This is a genomic window from Brevibacillus sp. YAE8 (assembly GCF_057543335.1).
On sequence record NZ_BAAIYG010000006.1, the window covers coordinates 46,031 to 69,165 of the forward strand.

The following is a 23,135-nucleotide window of genomic DNA, read 5'->3' on the forward strand; positions in this document are numbered from 1 at the left end:
CAGAAAGGATGAACAAACATATGCAGCCATCTCTCCCCAAAATCGGCTGGCTTCGCCTGGCCATAGTCCTGTCCTTGCTGCTTCTGAGCGCTTGCGGCAAGGCGTCGGCGCCCCAGCAGGAGCAGACCTCTGCCAGCGCGGAGGCAAAAGAAAAAGTCGTCGTCAACATCGGCATCCAGGGCAGCACAGGCATTTTTTCCTACGCCCGGGACAAGGGCCTCTTTGAAAAAGCGTTTGCCCAGGCCGGAGCCGAAGTGAAGTGGCATGAATTTGCCAGCGGTCCTCCCCACTTCGAAGCGATTGCCTCCGGACGGCTCGACTTCGGAGCGACAGGCGGCACCCCGGTCGTCTCGGCGCAAACCGGAGGCGTCGATTTCCGGGCGATCGCCGTCACCAGCGACGGCAAGCGCAACAACGCGATCGTCATTCCGAAAGACAGCCCGATCACTGACATCAAGCAGCTCAAGGGCAAAAAGATCGCCGTCGCCAAAGGCAGCAGCGCCTACAACTTCCTGTACATGGTGCTGGATCGGGCCGGGCTGAAAGACAAGGACGTGGAAATCATTCACCTGCAGCCGGATGAAGCGCGGCCCGCCCTCGACACCGGAGCCATTGATGCGTGGTCTACCTGGGAGCCTTACGTGACGACCGCCGTCGTGCAAACGCAAGCCAAAACGCTCGTGACAGGGGACGATCTGAACATTTTTGCTCCCGGCTTTTTGATCGCGCGCACCGGCTTTACCGCAGACCACCCTGAGCTGACCGTCCTGTTCCTCAAAACCTATGAAGAAGTGCGCCGCTACTACGTCAGCCACCTCGACGAAGTGACGGATGAATTTGTCAAAACGAAGAAGCTGGAGCGGGAGATCATCAGCAAGGTTCTGCAAAACTCAGACCCGATCCTCTCCCCGATCACGCCGGAATTTGCCAAGGCCCATCAGGAGCAGGCCGACTTCCTCTACTCCGTGGGCGCGATCAAAAAGAAGCTGGACACTTCCCAGGTCATGGAGAGCAAATTCGTCGAGCAGGCGTTGAAGGAGCTTGGGAATTAATCTATTAGCGCACGCAAAAAGGCAAGGGATTCCCTTGCCTTTTCCTAGCTTTCAAGCGTAAAAAAAAGACGGGATATCCCGTCCTTCTTCCGTTATCACAAGGCCACAAAGCGCTGGGAACTCTAGAAAGGAGTTAGTATCCATCGATGCAAAGAAGGGATCTAAATATATTCGTACAGCCATAAGAAATATAAAACATTTATAAATTTTACATTTTTATACAAAAAGCTTTTTGTATGGTATAAACAAGTTAAGAAGGGAAGTGATTTCTAGTAAGTAAAAGATATAGTAAGGTTGTCACCCAGTCATTTATGGTAGGCTTACTTATTGGAGTAAGTGCAACGGCAGTTTATGCATCTGCTGCAGAAAGCCGAGTGTACAACTTTGGTCCAATTGGTGGCTATTCATACTACAATCAGGCAACTGTTGAAAAAACTGGTGACAACGTGTATTATACAGCAGAGATTGGAAATCAAAATTCGGGTAAAATACCAGTGGGATATATGAGTGCAGGTCCAAGGCTGTTTAAAGGAGATGCTTTGTGTAAAGCTTCAGAAATGACTTACAACTCTTCTGCAACAGCCTCCATGAGGGTTGGAACGTATGGCAACTGCGGCTCAGGTATCTATAACAGCCGAGGTGCAACTGAAGTTTTTGATGGTAGCGGCTATCGAACCTATCTCACAAACGTTACTCCAAATATCAACTTTTAGGAGGTGAACCCAATGCAAATTAAGCGACTTGGTGTACGAACTGTAATTGTCTATGCTACTTTGTTAACCGGGATTGTAATAGGATCTTTTGGTTCTGGCATTGCATTAGGACTTGATAAAGACCCTACACCTGTTCCAGAGTTCCCAATAAACGAGCAAGGACAAACTTATGGTTCTGCATTAAATGTCACTTCCCTAGGGGCAGAGCCGGATTTAATTAAGGCATATGGCGTGGACGGGACTCTTGGATACGTTCGCTCTGAGGATTTAAGAGGGGTGAAGCCCAAGAATCCGAGTGAAGCAGTAGCCTTGACCAAACAGCTTAATGCGAAGGGAAGTCGCCACATCCCTCTGTATGACGTTGATGGAAAGACTGTTATTGGCCAATTTAGCATCGGTGACGGAAAAGTCACTGAGGAACGGATAAAGGAATAGTGCAAAATAGACAAAATGACCGCCTTTGAGCTTTGACAAGCCAAGGCGGTCATTTTGTTTATTTTGCAATTAAGCCTTAAACAAGGGCCGACTTTTGTACCACCGGACATCGTGTCTTTCCACTGTGTCGTTTTTTTGTAAACCCAAGAAGAACAAGGTAAAGCCAGAACTCGGGAATTAATCTATTAGCGCACGCAAAAAGGCAGGGGATTCCCCTGCCTTTTCTTAGCTTCCAAGCGTAAAAAAAAGACGGGATATCCCGTCCTTCTTCCGTTATCACAAGGCTTTAATAGCCACGTTTTGCGTTCTTTTTGTTGATAGTCGCAAGGTTCTCTTCGCTGTGCTTCAACCATTTTTTCAATTTGTCCTCGAAGGAAGCAGCGCTATCGCGTTTTGTATTTCCTCCGCGGTCGCCTCCACGATATCCACCACCACGGCGCTCTTCGCGCTCCGGACGCTCAGGCGCTGGGAGTGCGGCGCGAACCGAAAGCGAGATTTTACCTGCATCATCAATGGAGAGAACTTTGACCTTTACTTGTGCCCCCACGGTAAAGTGATCGTTGATATCCTTTACAAAACCGTTTGCTACTTGGGAAATGTGGACCAGCCCCTGCTCGGTTTCGCTGACTGCTACGAACATCCCAAACGGTTTAATCGCTGTCACTTTTCCTTCGATGATGCTTCCCACTTGTACTGCCATCCAGTTTGCACTCCTTTTATTATTTCAGAAAAATGGTGAGAACCTCAAACCAGAAGCCTCATTCTCCTAGTATAGCAGAGAAATTCCAATACTGAAAAGCCTATTCTTTCTAGGTGACGCACTTCAAGCTATTGAAAAGACAGCTCGTAGGCGTCTGTAGCCATTACAAGCTCCTCGTTGGTAGGAATTACCATGACCTTTACCGGAGAGTATTCGGTACTGATAAACGCTTCGCCTTTGCTTGCCCGGTTCGCTTCGCGGTCCAAGTTGACCCCGGCGAATTCCAGCCCGGTGCAAACCATTTCACGGACGGTAGCACTATTTTCTCCAACACCTGCCGTAAAAATAATTCCGTCGACGCCATTTAGTCGCGCGAGATACAGCCCGATATGTTTATGCAGGATCGTCGTGAACAATTCCAGGGCAAGCTGGCTGCGGTAATGCCCTTCTGCCGCCTTTTCCATGACGTCGCGCAAATCGTTGGAGACGCCGGAGACGCCCATCAGTCCGCTCTTGTTGTTCAAAATCGTAATCGCGCCCGCTGTGTCCGTCTTTTCGATCTCTTCAATGTAAGGAATGATGCCAGGGTCGATGTTGCCGCTGCGCGTTCCCATCGACAGTCCCGCCAACGGCGTCATGCCCATCGACGTGTCAAACGATTCTCCGTAGCGGATCGCCGTGATGCTGACGCCGCTGCCGATGTGGCAACTGATAAGCCTGAGCTGCTCCTTCGGCCGGTTCAACATCTCCTCTGCCCGGCTCATCACATAGCGGTGGGACGTGCCGTGGAAGCCGTACTTGCGGATGCCGTAATGCTCGTAATACTCGTATGGCAACGCGTACAAGTAAGAGGATGGCGGCATAGTTTGGTGAAACGCGGTATCAAAAACAGCCACGTGCTTCAGTTCAGGATAGATGCTTTGCGCGATCTCGATCCCGGTCAGGTTGATCGGGTTGTGCAGCGGCGCAAAGCGGGACAGGCTGCGAATCTCCGCTTTTACCTGTTCGTCGATGACGACGGACTGTTTGAATGCTTCTCCGCCGTGAACGACCCGGTGCGAGATAATGTCAATGCGGTATTGCTTTAATGTTTCAAACACGCCACGAATCGTATCTTCGTATTCGTCGCGTTGAATTTGTTGTAAATAATCTTGGGCGAGCAATGTTTTGCCCGGCATCTCATAAAGCTTGTACTTCACCGAGGAACTGCCGCAGTTCAGTACGAGCACGTTCTTTTTGTCTGACACGAATCTCATCCACTCCCTAATCTCTCAATAAGCAACAGCCCCGGTCAGGATGGCGGTCGCTCACTTCATTTTATAATGATATGCTCTTCGTGAATACATGTAATTGAGAAGAATTATCAACAACATCGTGACAGAACCCGACAAATCCAACAGAACGTCGTTCACCATTCCTGTCCGATCCGGGGTAAACGTCTGATGCCACTCGTCCAAAACCGCCGCCAGCAAGCTGCAAAAGGCGCTCCAGGGCAATGCTACAGCAAATGCAAGACGGTGGGAAAACACGCGGTAAAAGCTGAACGCCAGCAGGGCAAACACGGTAAAATGCGTTCCTTTGCGGAGGAAAAACTCGATAAAGCCTGCGGCTCCCTTGTTCTCGACGCTGATTTCGCGTCCGGCATACGGAATGGTAATCCCTTCCATCCGTTCGTTCCAGCTTTTTTCATCTACGACTTTGGATATGGTTCCCCGCAAATCCTGTTTGTAGTATGGCTGGGAGGACGACAGGAACAAGCCCACCAAAATCGCAGTCAACAGCAAGTAATCCAACAGTTTTCGATAGCGGCGCACGCCTGGGTTCCCTCCCATACTCCGTTCTTCCCTCATCTTACCCGAGATCGCGCCAAAAGTCCTTGCCGAGCCTGTGAACAAATAAGAAAACCTTTATCATCGCCTTCTCAAAGCTGAGCGACCGCGTTTCAGCGGAAGGTTGTTTCAGTCAAGAAAAAGACGCCAGCCGTTACGGCTTGGCGTCGTCTGTGCCTGTCGGGAGCGGCAAAAAGTCCTCCTGCGACAAAGCTTTTTTCGAATTGGCGGAGCTGTCCTGCTGTTCCTTGCGCAGCTCGTTTGCGAGCTGCTTTTGTCTGCGCTTTACTTCCCTCAAGTCGCGACGGCGAATCCGCTCGTTGTCCTGCCAGTCGCGAAGGCGTCGCACGAGCACGGGCAGCGACAAATCCGACTGGACGTTCTCGCGCCATTGGGCTGCGTGCTGCATGCCCGGCACGAGCACGAGGGTGACAAAAGAAGCGAACACGGTCCCGAACAACAAACTGCTGGCAAAAGAGGCAAACGACTCGCCGCCTGCCATCCACCTGCCGACAACGGGCAGGCAGGCGATGGCGACCGCAGCGGCCACACCCGCCTGAGCTGCCCACGCGCGTTTTGCCCCGACACGCACACCTTCCCAGATGCTCGGCTGCTCGTCATGGGCTGCCGACAGTTCGTCGAGGTGAAGCAAGGCCAGCGAGATGAGCAGGGCAGCCGCTGCCGCGATGCCGTAGAAGCCCATCACGTTCATCGGGTGATCCAGCAAAAGCAGCCCGAGCGTCACTCCCCCTGACAGGACGGGCAGCAGGATCAGGGCGAACCAGCCATCCCGCGTTCTACGCCGCAAGAGCAGGCTCGCCATCAGGACGACAGCGACCATCGCGATCATCACGATGAACCGGCCGCTCCAGTCTTTTTTGTCTGACTGCTCCTCGCTCAGCTTTTTCAGTTCATCCTCGTTGAGAATCGTATAGCCTTCCGGGACGTTGATCTTTTCTTGCATCGCCAGCGGCAGGTTGTACGCGAGGTTGTCAATCCACCTCGGGTCGGCGATGGCGCTGCTGACCTTGACCACGTACATGCCGTCCTGGCGCTCATACACTTGCGGCTGCCCGCCGCTGGACCAGTCGACCAGATCGGCCAGGCGAACAGGCCCTTGCTGGGTGCGGATGAGAATCTGCTTCACCTGCTCCGGGTGGTCCATCCACTTGTCCGGGAAGCGGGCGACTACGGAAACATTGCGCTCGTTTACGTGGATGCTTCCCGCCCGCTTTTCCCCCAGATAGCTTTCCAGTTGGCGCTTGATCTCCTCTTCGCTCAGATGATAGCGCGCGAGCATCTCCGCTTTCGGGCGAATGTCAATCAACGCGGTTTGCGGCTTCGGCCCGATCCGTTCATCGGTCACGATCTCCCGGCCGTCATTGTCGCGCCACCTCATTTGCTGCAAGTATTCGAGAATTTTCTTGGCAATATGGTTCGCCGTCTCCTGCGAAGGGCCCTTGACCGTAAATTCCAGACGCGTTTTCTGCTCCTCGTTGACGACCAGCGCGAACGGGTCCGTCTGCGGGATATCGCGCAGCCTTTTGTCCAGCTCTTTTTCCAGATCGAGAACGGAGCGGGTCCAATCCGCTTTGTCCGTCAGCTTCAGATGCATCGTCAACCGCTCGCGCGAAGCAACTGTGTACAGGTCAGCCACCTCTGCCAGGCCGCGCAGCCGTTCCTCGGCCGTCTGGGCCGCCTTGATCGCATCGTCTACGGTGCTTTCCTGAACCATCGGCAGCGACAACGTCTTGCCGTTTGGCTTCACGTCGCGAAACGGCTCCACCAGAACAAACGATTGCAAGAGCAAAACAAAGACGACGGACGATACGAGCGTAAGGCCAAATGGCAAGTAGCCTTGCTGCACCAGCCGCTCCCAGCGGGCAACGAGTGTGCGCGTCAACCGTCCTGGCGCGCGCGGACTGCTTTCGTCCGCTGGCGTCTCTCTTGCTGTCAGCCACGTTCCGGCCAGCACCGGAACGACCCAGCCGTACACGAGCGCAAGGCTCGCCGCACCCAAAACGAGCACGGGCCAGGCGTCGAACAGGACGACCTTGTCTTCGGCTTTGAGCATATCCGTCATGACGACGGTGAACCAGGCGGCCGCCATGACGACAAGCGCGAGCAGCAGCGGCTTCATCACCGTCCAGGCGGTCTTCAGGCTGCCCGAGAACGAGTAGGCGCCAAGCCTGTCCAGACGGGAAAAGAAAGCAACGCCCGCAATCAGGTAAACAATCGTAAACACGAGCAGCGGACCCAGTGTGAAGAAGGTCAGTTTCAGCCCAAACAACCACATGCCGCCCAGCACGCCCCCCGCCGCCATGAACACTGCGAGCAGCGACAGAACAGCAGGGCCTGTGCGTTTCAAGGAAGCGAACAGGAAAAGCGCGCAGAGCAGCGCAGCCAATCCTGCGAGCAAAGCCAACTGCCCGGTCGCCGCCGAGATGGGCAAGGCGTGATCTTCGAACAGATCCAGCTCATACTTGCCAGCCGCCTCTTCGTTCAGCTCGGCCACCATGTTGGCTATTTCTTTGCGGATGGAAGGGATTTGTCCCACTTCCGCCGCGTAGACCGAGATTCCTACCGCCGGGGAGCCGCGATATACACTCACCTCTTCGCCTTTGCTGCCTCGCGTGTCGCGGATATCCGCCAGCAGCGAGAGCGGCACATATCCTTTGCCAGTCGCGATCAGTTGCTTGCCGAGCCCTTGTGGCCCTTCCGTTTGGCTCGTCCACGTAAAGGCGGTGCGATCCGCCGTCTTTCCGACTGTACCGATTTCTTCCCCGATCACGTCACTCGGAAGCTGGTTCAGCACATCCCCCGGAGTCAAGCCATACACGAGCAGCATGGAAGGGCGAAAAACGACCTCGATCTGCTCGCGAACCGGCTGGCCGTCCACTTCCACACGGGCAACCCCCGGCGTCTGGATCAGCTTTTCATAGACGGTATAGCGCGCAACATTGGACAGCGTCTGGACATCGCTGCCATGAAGCAGGTAAAACCCGACCAGGCTGTCTCCCAGCTTTTCCTGGCTGATGCTGTACTCCTGGACAGGCAGCGTCTTCGCGACCTGTGACAGCTTCTGTTCCAGACGTTCCTTGTAATCGGAGCCGAGGTTTTCCGCCGTCTGCACCGTAATCGTGCCCGCGCCGGGGCGAGAGTCGGTGGAAATCATCACAGCGCTGCCCATCGCGCGCACGGCTTCCTCGACTTTTCGCGTGACCGACGCTTCTACCTGATCCGCCGTCAGTCCTGGCGCGATGAGGTTGATGTTGTACTCCGGCAATCCCCGGTCGGAAAACGTCTGCACATCCATTCTGAACAAAGCGCTGATCGCAAACAGGCAGAGAAGCACAGCGATCAGGCGGGCGAGGGCAGGAGCTATTGACAGAAACGCTTTGTTATTCATCCGCCACCTTCACCGCCTCGCCGTCCACCACGTAGGAAAGACCCGATCCGACAATCTGATCGCCCGGCTCAAGCCCTTCCAGGACTTCGTAAAACGTACCGTGCAGCGCTCCTACTTTGACAGGTGTCTTTGCCACGGTGTTCTCGTTGATTTTCATGACGTAATACTCTTCTTCCGCAACGCCGATGCTTGCGACGGGCACGAGCACCCCTTGTTTCCCGGACAGCGCGTACTGGCAAGTGACCGTCATGCCGCCCTTCCAGTTCACCGCGCTGCCGTTGACCGTCACCTCGACCGGATACGCCCCTACATTTTGATCCATGGTCGGCGAGACAAACGTCACTTTGCCCTCGGCCTCGCTGCCGTCCGCCGCTTTTACGTGCACGGTCGCCCCGGTCTGCCAGTTGCCGATCTGCTCGCTGTCCACCTGCAGCTTGACAATCCAGGTGCTCGTATCGACCAGGCGAATGACTTCACTGCCAGGTCCGGTCTGCTGGGTGGCAACTTGCGAGATTTCGGCCACGACTCCGGAAAAAGGCGCTTTCAGCACGGCGTCGGCCGCCTCTTGCTTCGCGCGGCTGAGCTGGACGTTCGCCTGGCTCACCCCGACCTCTGCCTCTTCGACGTCCAGTCGATCCGCACCCTGCATCAGTTTGTTGTAGGCGACCTCTTCTTCCTCCAGGCTGAGCCTGGCCTGCTTTTGCGCCAGAGCCAGCCTGTCCAGCTCATCCTTGGAAATCGCGCCGTTGGCAAACAGTATGGTGGCTTGCGAATATTCCCGCTCGGCCTTCAAGGCCAGCTCCTTCGCCTTTTCCACTTGCAGCTTTTGCGTCTGCACCTCGTGGCTCTCCGGCCCGGACAGCGCCTTGCTGCGCCTGATCGCCGCGCTCGCGACTTGCCCGGAAGCGGCCTGAATCCCCGCCTGCAATCCCGACTGGTCCAGCGTCGCCAACGTCTGGCCCGCTTTCACGCTCGCCCCCTTCTGGACGAGAATGCTCGCGATTTTCCCAGAGGTGCCAAACGACAGCCCCAGCTCCTGGCGAGGCGTCACCACGCCGGGCACCTCCATCGTGCGCACGTTCTGGTTATCCTCTACCGTATAAGCATTTACCGTTTTTACCTTAATCACAGTCTCTTCTTCCATCCGCTTGAGCTGTCCGGTTCTTTCGTCCAGCTTTTCGCAGCCTGTCAAAAGCAGGGCAACAATCGTGAGGCTGATCCATTTTTTCATACTTTCACTCCTGCAACCTTCCATAATCCGCCCGCTTCATCCAGCGAACGCCTCGCTGAACAGCGGCAAGTCATCTGACTTGAATCAAGAAGAATAATCATTGACAAAATATATTTTACAGAAAATAAAAACAGTTGTATCACTTTTCTGTCATTTTTTATATTTTTTTATTATCGGGCGGATTCTCGTCACTTGTTTGTAACTCGTATCTTGTATGATGGAAGGGCGGAAATATTCAAGCAATTGTCCGATTGCTTGTTAGCGCTTACAAAAAGCCTTTACTCGCGTACAACGACATTTTTTCATGGTGGGAGTGATCGTCATGGCAAAAATTTACTCTTCTTATGCGGAGATCGTGGCAGATATTCACGATGGAGCTACCCTTTTGGTCGGCGGCTTCGGACTGGTCGGCATTCCGGAAAATCTCATTATCGCCCTGCGCGACAAAGCAGTGAAAAACCTCACTGTCGTCTCCAACAACTGCGGCGTGGATGATTGGGGCCTGGGCCTGCTCCTGCGCGAAAAGCAGATCAAAAAAATGGTCTCCTCCTACGTCGGGGAAAACAAGGAATTTGAACGCCAGTTCCTGTCTGGCGAACTGGAAGTCGAGCTGACGCCGCAAGGCACGCTGGCGGAAAGAATCCGCGCTGGCGGCGCTGGCATCCCTGCCTTCTACACGCCTGCGGGCGTCGGCACTCCGATTGCGGAAGGCCGCGAGACGCGCGTCTTCAACGGCAAGGAGTATTTGCTGGAGCATGCGATCACGGGCGACTTCGCGCTCATCAAGGCGTGGAAAGCCGACAAGATGGGCAATCTCGTCTTCCGCAAGACCGCGCAAAACTTCAATCCGATGATGGCCGCCGCCGGAAAAATCACGATTGTCGAGGTAGAAGAAATCGTGGAAACAGGCGAGCTGGACCCGGATCACATCCATACGCCAAGCGTGTACGTCCAGCGGCTGATTCAGGCGCCATCGTTTGAAAAACGGATTGAGCGGCGCACGGTCCGCTCCTAACCGACGACACGATCACATACAAAGGTCATTCAAGGGAGGAAACAGATATGTCGCTTACTCGTGAGCAAATTGCCACTCGTGCTGCCAAAGAAATCGAGGATGGCTTTTACGTGAATCTCGGAATCGGGATGCCTACACTCGTCGCCAACTACATCCCGGAAGGAAAAACCGTCGTGCTGCAATCGGAAAACGGCCTGCTCGGAATCGGCCCTTATCCGACCGAGGACGAACTCGATCCCGATCTGATTAACGCCGGAAAAGAAACCGTCACGGCGATTCCCGGCGCGGCTTACTTCTCCAGCGCCGAGTCGTTTGCGATGATTCGCGGCGGGCACATCGACCTGGCCATTCTCGGAGCCATGGAAGTTTCTGCCGAGGGCGATCTGGCGAACTGGATGATTCCCGGCAAGATGGTCAAAGGGATGGGCGGAGCGATGGACCTCGTGCACGGCGCGAAAAAAATCGTCGTCATCATGGACCACGTCAACAAACATGGCGAAACGAAAATTTTGAACAAGTGCGCTCTCCCGCTCACTGGCAAAAAAGTAGTCAACCGGATCATCACGGACAGAGCCGTTCTCGATGTGACACCGGACGGCCTGCTTTTGGTCGAAGTCGCGGAAGGCTATACGCCAGAAGACATCCAGGCGTGCACAGAACCGAAGCTACTCATTTCGCCAGAGCTGAAAACGATTGGCCTGTAACCTTTTGACCAGCCCTACACCTGACAGCTTCATTCCTGCTCGCCGCTTTCACAAAATCGGCCTCCTCCTACCGGGATGGGGCCTTTTTGCTTTCACTCGCAAGCTGCACCCGCGCAGTCGCTTCTCGCCCGCATTCGGTATATAATACGTACACAAAGCAAATTCCCAACATTTGAGAGGAAGAGATTACGATGTCAGGAACAGTCGGTTGTCTGCTCATCCACGGATTCGCCGGAGACATCAACGACGTTTTGCCTCTCGCCAAAGCGCTGCGCGAGGCTGGCTACCAGGTCGAGTGTCCCACTCTGGAAGGGCACGGGACGACTCGCCGCCAAATGGCCCGAAGCACCCGCAAAGACTGGCTGCGCTCTGCGGAGGAAGGCTACAAACGCCTCTCCATGCGCGCAGACACGATCGTCATTATCGGGTTTTCCATGGGCGGCCTGCTCGCCTTTCATCTGACGACCCGCTACCCTGTCGAGCTGCTGATTACGATCAATACTCCGTACAAGTACTGGGACGTAAAGGAAGCCATACACTACTTGCGCGAGGACTTCCCTACCCATTCGCGCCGCTACGTAAGAAGCATCGGCAGAATCCCTGTCAGCAGCATGCTGGAGTTTCGCCGACTTTTGTCGGAAACGAAGCCGCTCCTGGGCCAGATCAAGACCCCGTACCTTTTGCTGCAGGCAAAGCGGGACGACACGGTGCATGCTATCAGCGCACAGCTTCTCGCCAAAAGCGTAGACGAGTCCGCCTCGCCGCAAATCACCTGGTACGAGCACTCCAATCACATGCTGCTGCACGGCCCGGACAAGGAAGCGGCCATCGCTCGCGTCCTCGCTGCGCTCAAGGAGCGCTTTCCAGACTCTCCCGTCTCTGTCTGACGCTCCACGCCGCAGCTATAAGCAGAAGCGCTGCGGCAAGCCCGACGTACATGACGGACAGCCCGGCATGCTCATCAAGCCAAAAGGCGAATAGCGGTCCCAAGGCTGCTCCCAGGTCTGTGATGACGGAATAAAACGTCATTACCGCTGTGCTGTTCGCATGCCTGGCTGCTTCATCTGCCGCGAGCGTGTCCATCACCGTGGTGATGATCGTCGCGGTCAACTGGATGCCGAGCAGCACCGCAAACCACGCGCCAAGCGGCACCCCCGCCTGAATGAGCGCAAACAGCAGCGCGCCTGCAAAAAGGGTGGCGGCAAACATTTTCCTTCTGCCGTACCGATCCGCCAGCCTGCCGACAACAGGCGCGGCCCACGGCTCCCAGCACCAGCGCAGCCCTTGCACCAGGCTCGCGAGCACGGCAGCTCCCAGCACGATGCCCCCGAGCGCGAGAAACGGTGTCCGCTGCTCTACCAGCCTGCTCAGCGTGGACGCAAACATCCCTTGATAAATCATGGTGACGAGCAGCGCGGTCAGCATGGTCTTTTGCATGGCCGCCTGTCGCCACAACCTCAGCCTGTGCGACTCCCCGCCTTCCTCTACGGCTGCCGCCGTCCGGTTGGTAAAGCCCGGGCGAATGTAGAGAAAGACGAGCAACAGCGCAAACAGCGAGCAGCAGGCGAGCAGAAGCGAAGCCGGCAGCAAGCCGTACCAGGAGGCGAACAGCGCCCCCGCGAGCATTCCCCCCAAGCTGCCGAGACGGTACAGGCCGTTGTACAGCCCCATCAACTGCCCGCGGTTATGTTCGTCTGCGACAGCCACAATCAAGGAATACGCCCCCAGCCGCAAAAACGTCCAGGCGACGCCCCACAAAGAGCGCATCAAAAGCCACAGCCAAAAACCTTGGAAGCCGTACGACAGCGTCGTCACAAAAGCAAGCACCACTGCGAGAACCAGTCCGGCGCGCCCTCCCGTCCGCTCGTACCACTTCCCGACGAGCGGCCCGAGCGGAACCCGGACGAAGCGATTGATCGACAACAGCACGCCCACTTCCCACAGCGAACCAAGCCCGGCCTCCTGCCAATAGAGCGGCAACACCACATACAACATCGAATCTCCGAGCATGCACAGCGCCGTCACCAATGCAACCGCGACGACCTGCGTTTTCCCGCTGATTTCTCTCATCTCTTTTTGCTCCTTTACTTCCCGTCGTCCTATGGATTACCATACAAGGAATCATTCATCGGATCTAATACATATTGTTGCGCAATTCATAAACAACAGTTATGAATGGAGGAGCAAAATGAACCTGCATGCCTTGCGAATTTTTGTGGAGGTAGCCTTGCGCCAAAGCGTGACCGAAGCCGCCGCTGCCCTCGCAATCAGCCAGCCGGCGGTCAGCGCGCAAATCCGCAAGCTGGAAAACGAGCTGGGCGTTGCGCTCGTCGCCCCTCGCGGCCGGGGAATTGCCTTGACCGACGAAGGCCGCTTCCTGTTGGAAAAAGCCCGCCGCATTTACGACTGGGAGCGCGAGATCGAGTGGCAGCTCGCAGAAATCAAACAGGGCAAAAAGGGCAAACTGCGCATCTCTTCCACCTACCTGCCCTCCCACTATCTGGTGCCCAAGTGGCTCGCCGCATTCAAGCGGCAGTACGAACAGGTCGATGTGGAAATCCGCACCCGCAACTCCGCCCAGTCCATCGAGCTTTTGCTCGGCGGGCAGGTCGATCTGGCCATCGTCATCAAGGAATCGTGGGACGAGCTGCCCGTCCGGCGCGTACACATGACCGATGTGCTTTACTGGTTCATCCTGCCTGCCGATCACCCGTATGCGGGCAAAGAGGTGAGCATGGAGCAGCTTGTGCAGGAGCCGTTTTTGCTGCGGGAGCAAGGCAGCTCGACGCGGGAATGGCTGTTTTCCCTCTGCCGCGAGCACGGCGTCAAGCGCCCGCGCGTCGGGCTGCAATACCACGGGCTGGTCGAGTCGATCCAATCTGTACGCGCAGGGTACGGAACGATGCTTGCCCCTGCGCTGGCCGTCAAGGAAATGGTCGATCGCAACGAAATCGGGCGCGTGACCGTCCCCGGCGTGGAGATCAAGCGCCCTGTCTACATCTGCACGCGCGAGGAGGAAGTCAGCCATCGCCCGGTGGTGGAGCGGTTTTTGGGGATGGTTTTGGGGACTGCCGTTTCAGATAAAAAAGCTGATCCATAGTAGTTAATGGACCAGCTTTTGCTCCAGAAAGCCAGTCAAAACCGACTTCCTGGACAGATTGGTAATATTCACTGAATACTCGATAAGCTAATCTTTCTTATTGGTTATTTTGTTCTTTAATGTTTCGACTGATGAGTTGATTTTTTTAAGTGTATTTAAAATACTTAGCAAAATAACGAACAGAATAATAAATGCAACAGTAAAATTTAAATCCAAGAGAATTCCTCCCTATATATAAATTAAGTTTTTCTCATTCATTCTCGCTATTTCACCGTTTCTCAATTTCTGACTGGAACGATAACGAACTCAAATTCGCCATGATGCTCCGTGGCACCGTGTCACCTCCCGTATTCGCTCGTTACCGTCTTCTCGGTCTTCCTGTTGCGACTGCATCATGCTTTTCATAGTTGAATTCCGTGTTGAGTTCCGTTTCTAGCAACGACTGCAGAGTTTCCGCAAACAGCTTTTTCAGTGTATAGGTGTCCGTTAGTTACGCAACTTGCGGACACCTCGCACCGTACCAAGAGGGCTCTTTTTCTTTCAAATTCCAAATTATTTACTAATGGAATGGTCCTGAAAATCTTTAATTTATTTCAAGTTCACTTAATAGAGAGAGAGATAAATAAGTAGGAACTATTGAGGCCATTTCTTCTTCATTTATACTGTATTTATAGCCGCCGTTACTACCTTGAAATTTTTGCAGTATTTTTACGGGATCTAATTTCTCAAAGTTACTATTTAATATCAATAGTGATTTAATTGCTGAGTAATTTACCATAAAGCTACTATCATTTTTATACGTAAATAAACCAGAAGTGTGATCATACTTATTTATTATAAAATTGAATGATTTTTTTCTACGACAGACCAATTAACTAACAAGGATTTCCAATGCCTCTTTCGAAGTAGTAAATAGCTATTTTGATGGAGGTTTTCATATGCCCTTGCCCAAAAATCGTGTCATTCCTGAAAGGAAGATTTATTTTCGTCCGGAAATTCAGAATTGCCCTCATTGCGGTACGAAGCTTAAACGGCATCATACTGCATGGAAAAAGAATATTATTACGCTCTCCGGCGTTATCCAAGCTTGGAGCATGGCTTATGCTTGCAGAACTTCGGATTGCCTGCACCCCAAGACCTACTATAAATCTGCGGAAGCGGAACTTCTCAGCATGAAACATACTTCCTACGGTTTTGATGTGCTGGCGCTCGTCGGACAGCTTCGGTTTCAGCAACACATGACCATCGGCGAAATTACGAAAGAGTTGAATCAACGAGGGGTAGCCACGTCAGAACGCAATTCCCAAAGACTGTACGAACGTTATCTAACCTTGCTCCGCACAAGCGTTACGGATCACATAAAACAAGCATTAAAGCAAGTGGTTACGGACCATGGCGGCATCATGATTTCCATGGATGGAGTGCAACCCGAGAAAGGAAATGAGACGCTCTACGTCATACGAGAAATTTTCAGCGGTACCATTCTGTCAGCCCAAAATCTCAAGAGTAGTTCCGCCGAAGAACTGAAAAAGCTCATCCTTCCCGTTATCGAGTTGGGCTTTCCCATCATTGGGATCGTTACGGACGGCCAGCAATCCATTCGACTGGCCATGGAATCGCTGTTGCCGGACGTACCGTACCAATACTGTCAGTACCATTACCTAAAGGATATTGCCAAGCCTGTTGTCGATTTAGACCGCAAACTCAAGACAGGGATTAAGAAAAGCCTTCGCGGGATACGCGAAATAGAGAGGAAAATCGGGAGCGACACATCTGCCGACGCTAAGGTCGCTAAGGAATACGTAGCGGCCATTCGTTCCGTGCTTCTCGAGGATGGCAATCCACCGCTTGATCTGCCGGGCATACGGGTTTATGAAAATGCAAAAGCCATTCAGGCTTCCCTCGAGCGATGCCTGGATAAAAAAGGGGCCCTCCCTACTCCGAAACCTAATCGGAATTTTCGGTAAATTACACGACTTCGAGGAGCAGTATGCTGCGGTGAAACGATGGGCGTTCCCGATTCATCGCGTTGCCGAAATCTTGAATCCAGACGTAGACAAGCGCAGTGAGACGGTTCAATGTCCCCCGAACGAACAATGACCATGAGCGCTTCTTTCGTCAAACGAAAACCCGGCATCGACGGACGACCGGGTTACGAAGTTGGAACGAATATATTCTACGAAGCGGCGAGATGGTCGTGTTTGTCGATGATGCACTCTGTCAGAGTGATGTCTTGAGCAGACTTCAAGCTGTCGACTACCTTGCCTATCGCGATGAATGTTTTCGCTGGTCTTCTCGGTTGAGTGAAGCGACGAAACGCAGACGCTTCAGAACTAACCCTGAACTATACCTACAAAGGATAGAAGAAACTTATTGTATATTAATTGGTCAGCCGTAGAAAAAAAACAAATTGCAATAACTAAAATAGAAATGAGGGGATATTGATGAAATTACAAGTTCTTTGTCTAGTATTACTCTGTTTAATTGGATGTGAAACGAAAGATAACATCCATTCTTTGTCCTCTTCCTCCATCGTGGACCGTGATAAACTTGTAGATCAGTACCATCTCATTCACGATTTTAATTCTGGTGAGGAGTTCGACTCACAGAAACTAAGCGAAATACAAAATGATTCAAATCGGCAAGATTATAAAAAAGTGCTCGATGATTTCCTCACCCACCATTTAGAGAAAGAGATGGAGTCATTTCAAACGATTCATAAAAGCGAGCATGAACGCCACATTCTTGTTATAACAAAAGATCAGTGGTTATTCAGAGTGAGTTTAAAACAATGGCCAGATTATAAGAATATTTGGACAGTAGATATGTATGGTGGGTTCCCGTTGTCCCAGTAAAACGGAGAATGGGAGGAGCTATTTGCCTCCGCTTTTGTACACGCCCCGTCCACTGACAGGTTGCATTCATCGCTACCAAGCAAAGCATCTTGAGCAGGGCCTTATCCGAAGGGAAATACTCTTTCCTTTCGTGACCTTGCGAAGCTGACGACGGTAACTCTCGAACCTGTGTGCAGTGGAGATCAACTTGCGGATTTCTTGCGGATCCTTGCAAAAAGGTGGGAAACTCCTCTCTGTTGTTACGCCAAGAGCGGACAATCAGGAGTATTTGTTGAAAATATAGGAAGAAAGGGCAAAATGAAAAATGAAAAGAATGTTCCTGTTCCTTTTGCTTGTTAGTTTGTCTCTCCTGATAACCTCCTGCACTACAAATTCATCCGAACCATTACATAATCAATTTCAAATTACGTTAACGGATGTATGGAAACATCAACATGCACATTTGATCTATCAGTTCGAATTTATTACGAACGAACTGTCAAAAGGAAAGGACAAAGAAAAATTTGCTTATCTCTCAGGAATGATTGATAGCAATCTCATTGATAATCCCACTTTCCTTCCAGTGGCTATCTTAACCAATGAGGAAACCAAACAAATCATAGCCGATGAACAATTGCAATCTCAAGTCTTGATACTCTATCAGAATATCAAAGATTATCTTACAAAGTTGAATCGCTCATAGAACAGTATGATCTAATCGAAATCCAAAACAGGCAAGAAGAATTAAAGAAACTCAGTACCCTTATGGAGAAAATCAATGATAGTCGGCTTTTCAGTCATGAGCAGTCAAAAATCGAGTCCTATAAAGAAGACCTCGGATTGGTTATCCAACAATTTCCGAAGTAACGGTATTTACCACACGTCCCGTATCAGCTGTGGCGGTTCCGCCACTTGGACGGCGACCGAGATCAACAACAGCTTTCCGCTTCAGTGCCAACAAGCTTCCCCGGGCAGGGAAGCTTGTTGGCCTATTCAGCAAAACAGGCAAAACAAACAAGCCGTTTTGCCCGCTACCATTTTTACGGAAACACAATCGTCTTGTTGCCGTACACCAGCACACGGTCTTCCAGATGCCAGCGGACGGCGCGCGCCAGCACGGTGCGCTCCACCTGGCGTCCGAGCTGCTTCAACGCTTCGACATCCTCCTGATGCGAGACGCGCTGCACGTCCTGCTCGATGATCGGACCTGCGTCCAGCTCCTCGGTGACGTAGTGCGCGGTCGCCCCGATCAGCTTCACGCCGCGGCGATACGCCTGCTCGTAAGGCTTGGCACCCACGAAGGCAGGCAGGAACGAATGGTGGATGTTGATGATCCGCATCGCGTAGTCCGTAAGAAAGCGCGGGGACAAAATCTGCATGTAGCGCGCCAGGACGATCAGGTCGACGCCCGCTGCCGCTTCCAGTTGTTCTTGTTCCGCCTGCGGCTTGTTTTCCTTCGTCACCGGAATGCAGCGGTACGGGATGCCAAACGACTCCACCGTCTCCTGCATGTCCGGATGGTTGCTGACCACAACGGATATATCCGCGTGCAGTTCGCCGGACTTCCAGCGCCACAGCAGCTCCAACAGACAGTGGTCTTCCTTCGAAACAAACAAGGCAACCTTTTTGCGCTTGTTCGCTTCGACCAGGGACCAGTCCATGCCGAAGCTGTCGGCTACCTGACCGAACTCCGCCTTGATCGCCTCGAAGCGCTCTTGCAGGTTGACCAGATCAAATTCAATCCGCATGAAAAAGCGGCCTGTCTCCGGGTCAGTCGTGTACTGGTCAGACTGGACGATGTTTGCGCCCTGCTGAAACAAAAAATTCGAGACCGCCGCCACGATCCCCGCACGGTCCGGGCAGGAAATCAGCATGCGCGCGCGGTCTTTGTTTTTTTCCCGATACGCGAGCCATTCTCTCTCTGATAACAAATGCATGGTTTCTCTCCTCCAAAAGCAAACAGCAAAAAGTTGTTTGCAATTATACCATTCCTCGGCGGATTTTCTAGAGGCAATTTGAGAGAAAACGCTTGCTTATCGATAAAAAATCATTTTCCAATCCCGTTCAGCAAAATATCGACGGTCATAGCAATTTGCTCTTCATCGCTGTAGGCTGCATAATCGTCCTCGTCCAGCACCTGGCGAAACAGCACCAGGCCGATCATCGCAGACAGCACGACGCGAAAGACCGCCTGGCTCGGCAGCGGACGCAGCTCGCCCTCAGCCACTTTTGCTTCGATCAGCTTTTGCGCCATCAGTTTGGCATCCTTAAAGACAGTCGCGATCAGCGCTTCCCGAATCTCGTCGTGGAAAAACGCCTCCTGGAGCAAGATGCGAATGTGCTTTTCGTTGGCGACGACCAGGTTCAGGCGATTCCGGTACAGCTCCGTGACGATTTCGCCAAACGGCTTTTGCGCCTGCTCCTTGAAGATCTCGCGCACGTCCTTCAGGATGAACGGCGCCGCGAATTTCACCAGCACGGGTGCCACGACGGCAAGCAAAATGTCTTTTTTCGATTTGTAATGGCGGAAAATCGTCCCTTCAGCCACTCCCGCCTCTTTGGCGATTTCCGAGGTAGAGCTGGCATGGAAGCCTTTTTCCGCGAACAGCTTGACGGAGGCCCGCAAAATATTGCGCTGCTTTTCCGTCATCTCGCTCTCGTCTTTCAGCTCTTCCACATATTGCAACAGGCCCTCTTCAAACGACGGCGGCTTGTTCATACGACGTTTACGCTCCTCTATTCGATCTTTTTGCGGAATCTGCCGATGGCAACGGCCAAAATGACCAGGCTGAATGCGCCCATCCCGACGATCTCTTTCCAGAGTGCCTCGGCGCCTACGCCTTTCAAAAAGATTCCCCGCAAAATTTCCAGAAAATAGGTCAACGGGACAAGCCCGCCTAACCATTGTATCACGACCGGCATCGAATCGCGCGGGAACATGAACCCGGACAAAAGCACGCTGGGCAGGATGAGCGCGAAGGCCATCTGCATCGCCTGAAGCTGCGTCTTCGCTACGGTCGAGATCAAAATTCCCAGCAGCAGCGTGGTCACGAGAAACAGGACGGACAAGGCGACCAACAGGCCAATGCTTCCTTTGACCGGAACCCCGAACCAGGCAGTCCCAACGAAGAGCACGAGGCAAAACGAAAACAGCCCGACGCCGACATACGGCGTAATTTTGCCAAGCATCAGCTCCAGCGGGCGAATCGGCGTCACGACGAGTTGCTCCATCGTGCCCCGTTCTTTTTCACGGACGAGCGAAAAGGCGGTCAAAATCATCGTGACGTTTTGCATAATCAGCCCGATCAGGCCAGGGATATTGAAGACGATGCTCTCCATATTCGGATTGAACAGCACGCGCGTCTCCAGCGCAAGCGGCAGCGTCAGCTCGCCCATTCCCTGCTTTTCCAGCTTCTTTTCCTGCAAGCTGATCGCCTGGTGCTGCACGATCAGTTGGGCGTTGGACACAGCCGTGCGCGCGATGTTCGGATCGGAGCCGTTGACGAGAAGCTGAATATGCGCTGGCTCGCCGCGGTCTTTTTGCCGCGTGTAGTCCGGCCCGATCACCAGCCCGACATCTGCCGTTCCCTCGTCCAGCATCGCCTCCAGCTCCCGGTAGCCGCCGACACTCGCCGTCGCCTGAAAAATTTTCGTGTGCACGAACTGATCGACCAGCTCCCGGCTTGCGGCTGACGGACTCTGGTTCCAGACCGCCATGCGGATGTCGTTCACATCCGTGTTGACTGCGTACCCGAACAAAAACAAAAGCATCAGCGGCATGACCAGCGCAATCGCCAGGCTGGGCCGATCGCGTTTGATCTGGATCACTTCCTTTTTGACGACGGACCAGTAGCGCCCCCAGACAAACCGTCTCATCGCGCTCCCCCCTCCGCTACCTGCCGCGCTTCTTCGCGCCGCACCAGCTCGATGAACACGTCCTCCAGATTGTCCGCGCCCATCTGCTCGATCAATTCCTGCGGGGTTCCTTCCGCAAGCAGGTTGCCGAAAAAAATGAACCCGATCCAGTCGCACGTCTGGGCCTCATCCATGTAGTGCGTCGTCACCAGCACGGTAATTCCTTGCTCAGCCAGTTCGTGAATTACTTCCCAGAAAATGCGCCGCGATACCGGGTCGACTCCGGCCGTCGGTTCGTCGAGAATCAGCAGCTCCGGCTTGTGCAAAAGGGCGCAGGACAAGGCGAGACGCTGCTTCCAGCCGCCGGACAGCGAGCCTGCGAGTTGCTTCTCCCGGCCTGTCAGCCCTGCCATTTCGATCAGCTCCGCCTTTCTTTTCCGCCGCTCTGCTGCGCCAAGCTGGTAGACGCCCGCGTAAAAATCGAGGTTTTCTTCCACTGTCAAATCTTCATACAGGCTGAACTTTTGCGACATGTAGCCGATGCGTTGCTTGATCTCTTCGCTCTGTGTCATGACGTCATAGCCGAGCACCGTTCCGCTGCCCGTCGTCGGCGTCATCAGCCCGCACAGCATGCGAATCGTCGTCGATTTTCCCGAGCCGTTCGGGCCGAGGAAGCCGTAAATCGAGCCTTTTGGCACCGTCAAGGTCAGGCTGTTGACGGCGACCCGCTCTCCGAAGCGCTTGGTCAGTTGCTGGCACGTAATGGCGGCGGCGCTCATCGGCCTCCCTCCCCGTCTGGCAGCAGCACATCGGCAGGCATGCCCGGCTTGAGTTTGTCCTGGCCTTTATCGACGTCAATCGTGACGGCAAACACAAGCTTGGTCCGCTCGTCTTGCGTCTGCACATTGCGCGGCGTAAACTCCGCTTTGTCCGCGATGCGGCTGATCGTGCCCGTAAACGTCTCATCCGGGTACGCATCGACCTTGATGCCGACCTCCTGCCCTTTTTGCACCCGGTTCAACTGCGCTTCCGGGATGTACACCACGAGCTTGAGCTGGTCTGCCTTCATCATCGTAAACAACGTAGCCCCCGGTTTGGCGACCTCTCCCTGCTCGATGGAGGAGCGCAGCAAAACGCCGTCTTCTGCGGCGACAATCCGCGTCTTTTCAAGCTGCAGCATCGCCTGGTCGAGCCTCGCCTGCGCCTGCTCCTCCGCTGCCAGCAGTGCCCGGATGGCGTAGTCCGTACTGCCTGCCCGCACCAGATCAAGCTCGGCTTGCGCTCCTTGCTGCTGGGCTTTTGCTGTGCCGACCTGGGCAGCCGCCGCAGCCGCGTCCTCCTGGGCAAAACGATACGCCGCCTTGGCCTGCGCCACCTGTGCCGTCCACTGGTTCAACTGGGTAGTCGCCTGGCTGACCGCCTCTTTTTGCGTATCCAGATCCTTTTGCGAGATCGCTCCTTTTTCATACAAGGCCGTCGCCTCTTGCAGCCGTTTTTGCTGGTAGCGCAGCGTCTCTTCCGCTCCTGCGCGCTGTGCTTCGGCCTGGGCCAGTTGCTCCTGCGCCCGGGCAATTCCAGCCTCTGCCTGGCTTTTTCTCGCCTGCGCCAAACGGATGCTGGCATTCGCCTGCTGAACGGCGGCCACTCCCTTCTGAATCGTCTGGTCGCGCGAGCCTGCCTTCGCTTCCTCCAGCCTGGCCCTCGCCTGCTCCCATGCTGCCTTGGCCTCCGCCACGCTGATCTGGTAGCTGCGCGGGTCGATTTCCGCCAGCACCTCGCCTTTTTTCACCTCGCTACCTTCCTCGGCGATCACCTTCGTCACCAGCCCGCCTACCTCGGCCACGATCGGCCATTCATCCGCCTCGATTGTCCCCGACAGTGGCTGCTGCTTTTCCCCGAGCAGGCCGCAGCCTGACAGAGCGAGAATCAGGCTGCCGATACTTACAGCGCGCAAGACACGTTTCATGCAGAACCTCTCCCATCTGTAATGAGTGAGTAATCACTTTATTTTTACGGCCAAAAAACGGGCAGTTTGCCCTCTTTGTGCAGATCATGATGCATGTCGCCGGATGAACTTCACGAAAAGCGAGTGATTACTCACTTCTTACTGTGAGTATATGCCCCCTGCGCCTAACTTGCAATTTTTATTTTGTGAACACGCGTCAACAGCCAAAAACGCTCCCGCCAGAACCAGGGATTCGTCCCCAGTCCGACCGGAGCGTTTTTGGCTGGCGGAGGTTTTTTGGTAGTGGAGCGTT

20 protein-coding genes and 1 pseudogene are annotated in these 23,135 nt (G+C 53.8%); 9 read left to right on the forward strand and 12 right to left on the reverse strand.

Annotated features, from left to right (window positions below):
- Positions 1–20: 20 nt before the first annotated feature.
- The 3 genes from AC27IT_RS11500 to AC27IT_RS11510 all read left to right on the forward strand — a co-directional run bounded on the left by AC27IT_RS11500 (position 21) and on the right by AC27IT_RS11510 (position 2,200).
- Positions 21–1,052 carry an aliphatic sulfonate ABC transporter substrate-binding protein gene (locus AC27IT_RS11500; RefSeq protein WP_283858255.1) on the forward strand — a complete coding sequence of 344 codons (1,032 nt, stop codon included), beginning with the start codon at positions 21–23 and terminating at the stop codon, positions 1,050–1,052.
- Positions 1,053–1,363: 311 nt separating this feature from the next.
- Positions 1,364–1,765 (forward strand): hypothetical protein, encoded by a 402-nt coding sequence (locus tag AC27IT_RS11505; protein ID WP_157179511.1) that lies wholly within the window; start codon positions 1,364–1,366, stop codon positions 1,763–1,765.
- Positions 1,766–1,777: 12 nt separating this feature from the next.
- Entirely contained in the window at positions 1,778–2,200 is a 423-nt protein-coding gene (locus AC27IT_RS11510) for a hypothetical protein (protein ID WP_005835697.1), read from the forward strand.
- Positions 2,201–2,486: 286 nt separating this feature from the next.
- On the opposite strand, the gene AC27IT_RS11515 is transcribed toward AC27IT_RS11510, so the two are convergent.
- The 5 genes from AC27IT_RS11515 to AC27IT_RS11535 all read right to left on the reverse strand — a co-directional run bounded on the left by AC27IT_RS11515 (position 2,487) and on the right by AC27IT_RS11535 (position 9,369).
- Positions 2,487–2,900: a S1 RNA-binding domain-containing protein gene (locus AC27IT_RS11515; RefSeq protein ID WP_005835695.1), complete on the reverse strand. Its 414-nt coding sequence runs from the start codon at positions 2,898–2,900 to the stop codon at positions 2,487–2,489.
- Between the two features lie 128 nt (positions 2,901–3,028).
- Positions 3,029–4,147 carry an acetate/propionate family kinase gene (locus tag AC27IT_RS11520; protein ID WP_005835693.1) on the reverse strand — a complete coding sequence of 373 codons (1,119 nt, stop codon included), beginning with the start codon at positions 4,145–4,147 and terminating at the stop codon, positions 3,029–3,031.
- Between the two features lie 60 nt (positions 4,148–4,207).
- Positions 4,208–4,732, reverse strand: coding sequence for a VanZ family protein (locus AC27IT_RS11525; protein WP_206699243.1), 525 nt, complete (start codon positions 4,730–4,732; stop codon positions 4,208–4,210).
- Between the two features lie 151 nt (positions 4,733–4,883).
- Positions 4,884–8,138, reverse strand: a complete 3,255-nt coding sequence (locus AC27IT_RS11530; protein WP_483072881.1) for an efflux RND transporter permease subunit — start codon at positions 8,136–8,138, stop codon at positions 4,884–4,886.
- The gene (locus AC27IT_RS11535) at positions 8,131–9,369 is read right to left on the reverse strand and encodes an efflux RND transporter periplasmic adaptor subunit (protein ID WP_026557994.1); all 1,239 of its coding nucleotides are present in this window, start codon (positions 9,367–9,369) and stop codon (positions 8,131–8,133) included. The genes AC27IT_RS11530 and AC27IT_RS11535 overlap by 8 nt, the downstream gene beginning before the upstream one ends.
- A gap of 322 nt (positions 9,370–9,691) precedes the next feature.
- On the opposite strand from AC27IT_RS11535, the gene AC27IT_RS11540 reads away from it, so the two are divergent.
- The 3 genes from AC27IT_RS11540 to AC27IT_RS11550 all read left to right on the forward strand — a co-directional run bounded on the left by AC27IT_RS11540 (position 9,692) and on the right by AC27IT_RS11550 (position 11,975).
- Positions 9,692–10,384 carry a CoA transferase subunit A gene (locus AC27IT_RS11540; RefSeq protein WP_005835687.1) on the forward strand — a complete coding sequence of 231 codons (693 nt, stop codon included), beginning with the start codon at positions 9,692–9,694 and terminating at the stop codon, positions 10,382–10,384.
- Positions 10,385–10,431: 47 nt separating this feature from the next.
- The gene (locus AC27IT_RS11545) at positions 10,432–11,088 is read left to right on the forward strand and encodes a CoA transferase subunit B (RefSeq protein WP_005835685.1); all 657 of its coding nucleotides are present in this window, start codon (positions 10,432–10,434) and stop codon (positions 11,086–11,088) included.
- Between the two features lie 191 nt (positions 11,089–11,279).
- A complete protein-coding gene (locus AC27IT_RS11550; protein ID WP_005835683.1) occupies positions 11,280–11,975 on the forward strand; it encodes an alpha/beta hydrolase in 696 nt (231 codons plus the stop codon).
- On the opposite strand, the gene AC27IT_RS11555 is transcribed toward AC27IT_RS11550, so the two are convergent.
- A complete protein-coding gene (locus AC27IT_RS11555; RefSeq protein ID WP_487091805.1) occupies positions 11,938–13,158 on the reverse strand; it encodes an MFS transporter in 1,221 nt (406 codons plus the stop codon). The genes AC27IT_RS11550 and AC27IT_RS11555 overlap by 38 nt on opposite strands.
- Before the next feature lie 118 nt (positions 13,159–13,276).
- Here AC27IT_RS11555 and AC27IT_RS11560 point away from each other — a divergent pair, with 118 nt between their 5' ends.
- The 3 genes from AC27IT_RS11560 to AC27IT_RS11570 all read left to right on the forward strand — a co-directional run bounded on the left by AC27IT_RS11560 (position 13,277) and on the right by AC27IT_RS11570 (position 17,043).
- Positions 13,277–14,188, forward strand: a complete 912-nt coding sequence (locus AC27IT_RS11560; RefSeq protein WP_487091806.1) for a LysR family transcriptional regulator — start codon at positions 13,277–13,279, stop codon at positions 14,186–14,188.
- Between the two features lie 938 nt (positions 14,189–15,126).
- Positions 15,127–16,155, forward strand: a complete 1,029-nt coding sequence (locus AC27IT_RS11565) for a transposase (protein WP_283858259.1) — start codon at positions 15,127–15,129, stop codon at positions 16,153–16,155.
- 477 nt (positions 16,156–16,632) lie between these two features.
- On the forward strand, positions 16,633–17,043 hold the full coding sequence (locus tag AC27IT_RS11570; RefSeq protein WP_283858260.1) for a hypothetical protein: 411 nt from the start codon (positions 16,633–16,635) through the stop codon (positions 17,041–17,043).
- Here AC27IT_RS11570 and AC27IT_RS11575 read toward each other — a convergent pair.
- The 6 genes and pseudogenes from AC27IT_RS11575 to AC27IT_RS11600 all read right to left on the reverse strand — a co-directional run.
- Positions 16,972–17,305, reverse strand: a pseudogene (locus AC27IT_RS11575) (transposase); the annotation flags it as partial. The gene AC27IT_RS11570 and the pseudogene AC27IT_RS11575 sit on opposite strands and share 72 nt — an antisense overlap.
- 757 nt (positions 17,306–18,062) lie before the next feature.
- Positions 18,063–18,959 (reverse strand): formyltetrahydrofolate deformylase, encoded by an 897-nt coding sequence (gene purU, locus AC27IT_RS11580; protein ID WP_007784458.1) that lies wholly within the window; start codon positions 18,957–18,959, stop codon positions 18,063–18,065.
- 110 nt (positions 18,960–19,069) lie between these two features.
- Positions 19,070–19,741, reverse strand: a complete 672-nt coding sequence (locus AC27IT_RS11585; protein ID WP_005836380.1) for a TetR/AcrR family transcriptional regulator — start codon at positions 19,739–19,741, stop codon at positions 19,070–19,072.
- A gap of 17 nt (positions 19,742–19,758) precedes the next feature.
- Positions 19,759–20,898: an ABC transporter permease gene (locus tag AC27IT_RS11590; protein ID WP_025848358.1), complete on the reverse strand. Its 1,140-nt coding sequence runs from the start codon at positions 20,896–20,898 to the stop codon at positions 19,759–19,761.
- Complete coding sequence (locus AC27IT_RS11595) at positions 20,895–21,656, reverse strand: ABC transporter ATP-binding protein (RefSeq protein ID WP_025848357.1); 762 nt, start codon at positions 21,654–21,656, stop codon at positions 20,895–20,897. The genes AC27IT_RS11590 and AC27IT_RS11595 overlap by 4 nt, the downstream gene beginning before the upstream one ends.
- The gene (locus tag AC27IT_RS11600; RefSeq protein ID WP_487091807.1) at positions 21,653–22,843 is read right to left on the reverse strand and encodes an HlyD family secretion protein; all 1,191 of its coding nucleotides are present in this window, start codon (positions 22,841–22,843) and stop codon (positions 21,653–21,655) included. The genes AC27IT_RS11595 and AC27IT_RS11600 overlap by 4 nt, the downstream gene beginning before the upstream one ends.
- Positions 22,844–23,135: the final 292 nt, after the last annotated feature.